General features: G+C 72.5%; 6 protein-coding genes. 4 read left to right on the forward strand and 2 right to left on the reverse strand.

What is annotated here, in order from left to right:
• Positions 1 to 461, forward strand: a 461-nt coding sequence (locus G3573_RS20895) for a helix-turn-helix transcriptional regulator (RefSeq protein ID WP_163263579.1), incomplete at its 5' end; no start/stop codon positions are given.
• Between the two features lie 46 nt (positions 462 to 507).
• Complete coding sequence (locus G3573_RS20900; RefSeq protein WP_163263580.1) at positions 508 to 993, forward strand: two pore domain potassium channel family protein; 486 nt, start codon at positions 508 to 510, stop codon at positions 991 to 993.
• Here the strand turns inward: G3573_RS20900 and G3573_RS20905 are convergent.
• Entirely contained in the window at positions 965 to 2275 is a 1311-nt protein-coding gene (locus G3573_RS20905) for a sorbosone dehydrogenase family protein (RefSeq protein ID WP_205598414.1), read from the reverse strand. The two genes, G3573_RS20900 and G3573_RS20905, sit on opposite strands and share 29 nt — an antisense overlap.
• Positions 2276 to 2407: 132 nt before the next feature.
• Between G3573_RS20905 and G3573_RS22080 the strand changes: the two genes are divergently transcribed.
• Positions 2408 to 2629: a hypothetical protein gene (locus tag G3573_RS22080; RefSeq protein WP_205598415.1), complete on the forward strand. Its 222-nt coding sequence runs from the start codon at positions 2408 to 2410 to the stop codon at positions 2627 to 2629.
• Positions 2626 to 2865: a hypothetical protein gene (locus tag G3573_RS20910; RefSeq protein ID WP_163263582.1), complete on the forward strand. Its 240-nt coding sequence runs from the start codon at positions 2626 to 2628 to the stop codon at positions 2863 to 2865. The genes G3573_RS22080 and G3573_RS20910 overlap by 4 nt, the downstream gene beginning before the upstream one ends.
• Here G3573_RS20910 and G3573_RS20915 read toward each other — a convergent pair.
• A partial coding sequence (locus G3573_RS20915) for a TSUP family transporter (protein ID WP_163263583.1) occupies positions 2862 to 3485 on the reverse strand: 624 nt, incomplete at its 5' end. The two genes, G3573_RS20910 and G3573_RS20915, sit on opposite strands and share 4 nt — an antisense overlap.

Consider the following 3485-nt stretch of genomic DNA (forward strand, 5'->3'; position numbering starts at 1 on the left):
GGCTGCGCCTGCGCGACGGCCGGCTGTCGGCCCGCAACGACGCCGACACCCTGCGGGTGCTCGAGGCCCTGGACGCGGCTTCGGCGGCGCGGGGCGGGGCGGGCGCGCCGCCCCGCGCCTTCGTCGTGCGCGACGAGGCCGGGGTCGATCCCCTGCTGATCGAGGTCAGCGCCATTCCCGGCGAGCACGCTTTCAAGTTCGATGCGGTGGCCCTGCTGATCGCCCGCTCGCCGCGCGACGCCGAGACCCGCAGCGCCGAGACCGCGCGCGCCCTCTACGGCCTGACCGCGACCGAGGCGACCGTCGCCGCCAAGCTGGTCGCCGGCCTGGCGCCGCAGGCGGTGGCCGAGCAGACCGGCGTGTCGGTCGGCACCGTGCGCTCGCACATCCGCCGGATCTTCGAGAAGGCGCGGGTGAACAGCCAGCTGGAGCTGGTCGCCGCGATCAGCGCCCGGCTCTGATCTGAAGGCGGACCCATCGTTCGGCCTCGGCGGTTTCGCAGGCCGGATGACCGACACCCTCCCGCTTCAACTGGCGCTGGCGGCGCCCATGGTCGCCGGGACCGTCGTCGTCCACCTGCTGGGCCTGGCCGGGATCGCGAAGGCGAGTCGGTGGATGGAGACGCGCTTTCGCCGACGGGGCCAGATCGAGCGGCTGCGCGTGCTGCTGCCTGTGGCCTTCGCCCTGGTCGCGCTGCACACCATCGAGATCTGGATGTACGCCGTGATGTTTCACCTGGTCGGGGCGACCAGGAACTTCGAGCACGCGCTGTTCTTCTCGCTGACCACCTATTCGACCGCCGGCTACGACGAGGCGGCGCTGCCTGGCCACTGGCGGGTGATGGGCGGCATCGAGGGCATCAACGGCATACTCCTGCTGGGCTGGTCGACCGCCTTCCTGGTCGCCGCCATCGAGCGCACCCGCCACGTCGACGAGCCGTCGCTGCACGACCCTTCCGAGGTGGTCAGGGGCGAGGGGGAGCCGCGGCGCTGACCCGCCAGACCGTATTGCCGACGTCGTCCGCGACCAGCAGCGCGCCGGTGCGGTCCAGCGCGACCCCGACCGGGCGGCCCTGGGCCTGGCCCTTGGCGTCGAGGAAGCCGGTCAGCACGTCCTGCGGTGCGCCGGCCGGTCGTCCGCCCCGGAACGGAATGAAGATCACCTTGTAGCCGGCCGGGACCGAGCGGTTCCACGAGCCGTGCTGGCCCACGAAGGCGCCGCCGGTGTAGGCGGGCGGCAGGCCCGCGACGTTCGCGTCCGCGAAGGTCAGGCCCAGCGAGGCGGTGTGGGCGCCCAGCGCGTAGTCCGGCGTCACGGCCGTGGCGACCAGGTCGGGGCGCGGCGGCTTGGCCCGTCTGTCCACGTGGCCGCCCCAGTAGCTGTAGGGCCAGCCGTAGAAGCCGCCTGCCTTGACCGCGGTCATATAGTCGGGCGGCACGCTGTCGCCGATCTCGTCGCGCTCGTTCACCGCCACCCAGAGCGCGCCGGTCTGCGGTTCCCAGGCCATGCCGACGGGATTGCGCAGGCCAGAGGCGTAGACTTCGCGCGCGCCGGTGGCCGGATCGATCTTCTGGATCAGGGCGCGATCGTCCTCGATCTCCATGCCCTTCTCGCCGACATTGCTGTTCGAGCCGCCGGCGACGTAGAGCGCGCCGTCGGGCCCGGCGACCAGGTTCTTGGTCCAGTGATAGTTGGGCTGGGCGGCGGACAGGTCGGCGACCTTGCGGGCGGGGGCGGCGATGCGGGTGTCGCCCGGCTGGTAGGGGAAGGCGAGCAGGGCGTCGGTGTTGGCGACGTAAAGGGTCTGGCCGACCAGCGCCATGCCGTAGGGCGAGTTGAGGCCTTCCAGCAGGACCGAGCGGGTCTCCGCCGTCCCGTCGCCGTCGGCGTCGCGCAGCAGGATGATGCGATTGGGACTGGGCACGTTCGCGCCCGCCGTCTTCATGAAGCGCGCTTCGAACCACGCCTTCAGACCCTTGGGCGCCGGCGAGGCGGGCTGGGCCGTCTCGGCCACCAGCACGTCGCCGCTTGGCAGGAGGTAGAGCTGGCGCGGGTGGCTCAGGCCGCTGGCGTAGGCCTGCACCTTCAACCCCGGCGCGGGCGTCGGCGCGGCGCCCTGCGGCCAGCCCACGGCCGGCGCGACCTTGACGGTGGGGATCAGCTGGCTGTGCGGCGCGGTCAGCTGCGGGTCGGGACCGAAGTCGGCGCCCGGCGGCGCGGTCTCGCCGCCGCCGGCGCATCCGGCCAGGACGAGGGCGAGAAGCAGGACGCGCATCGAGGGACCTCCGGTTCCGCTCGAGCCAACGGCAGGGCGCGGCTGAGGTTCCGCCCGCCCTGCGCCAATTGTCGCGCTCGCTTGCGCCGGAACGGTGAAGCTGTGAGACTGGCGTGGGGGAGTGCTGTTTTCATGACTATCAAGTTCAGGCTGCGGCTCGCCGAAGCCGGCATGCTGTGCGTCGCGGCCATGGGGGTGGCGGCGTTCGCGGCGTTCGGTTCGAGGCCTTCCGTGGTCGCGCCGCTGGTCAGTCTGCTCGCCGCCATGGCGGCGGGGCTGGCCGTTCTTCATCAACGCCTGCGGCAGGGGGCCGAAGCGGCCGCCGGGCTGCGCCGGATCAGTGCCGAGCTATGAGCGTCGCCGTCACCATCGATTGGGCCGAGCTGACCGTCCGCCGCGTCGGGCGTCGTCTGGCCTTGGCCGTCTTCGTCGCGCCCTTGCTGTTCGCCTGGGTGCTGCTGCGCCGGGGGTATTCGCCGCGCGCGCGCATGCTGGGCTTCGGCTGGCTGGCGGCGCGGATCCTGATCGAACTGGAGCTGCTGGCTCAGTTCGGCTGGACCCTGGATCGCCTGGCCGGCCTGCTAGGCTAACCGCCGATCAGGTGCTCGACAGCCACCCGCAACGGGTTGGCCGGATCGGACAGCAGCTTCGCCGCCATGGCGCAGCAGATCACCACCAGCAGCGGCCGGATCAGGCGCGCGCCGTGCTTCATGGCCAGGCGCGAGCCGATCTGCGCGCCCAGGAAGGCGCCGGCCGCCATGGTCAGGCCCACGCTCCAGACCACGCCGCCCGAGGCGATGAAGAAGCTCAGCGCGCCCAGATTGCTGGCGCAGTTGGCCAGCTTGGTGTGGGCGGTGGCGCGCACCACGCCCCAGCCCAGCAGCGTGATGAAGCCGATCATGTAGAACGAGCCGGCGCCGGGCCCGAACACGCCGTCGTAGAAGCCGATCACCGGCACGAAGGCGAGCGTGAAGGCGCCGATCCCCAGGCGCGCGCGTGCGTCGGCGTCGCCCAGCTTGCGGGCGAAGGCGAAGTAGACGGCGATGCCGATCAGCACGATCGGCACGGCGAAGCTGAGCGCCTCGCGCGGGACGTGGCTGACCGACGCCGCCCCGGCCAGGCCGGCGACGGCGGCGGCCAGCGCCATCGGCGCGCCGGCCCGCCAGTCGATCAGGCCGCGGCGCGCGAAGGCGCTGGTGGAGGACAGCGC

It is taken from the genome of Caulobacter sp. 17J65-9, assembly GCF_010975005.1.
Classification (GTDB): Bacteria; Pseudomonadota; Alphaproteobacteria; order Caulobacterales; family Caulobacteraceae; genus 17J80-11.

Coding starts and splice junctions, on each gene's coding strand:
- G3573_RS22080 (WP_205598415.1), top strand. CDS start 2,408: ATGACTATCAAGTTCAGGCTGCGGCTCGCCGAAGCCGGCATGCTGTGC.
- G3573_RS20905 (WP_205598414.1), bottom strand. CDS start 2,275: ATGCGCGTCCTGCTTCTCGCCCTCGTCCTGGCCGGATGCGCCGGCGGC.
- G3573_RS20900 (WP_163263580.1), top strand. CDS start 508: ATGACCGACACCCTCCCGCTTCAACTGGCGCTGGCGGCGCCCATGGTC.
- G3573_RS20910 (WP_163263582.1), top strand. CDS start 2,626: ATGAGCGTCGCCGTCACCATCGATTGGGCCGAGCTGACCGTCCGCCGC.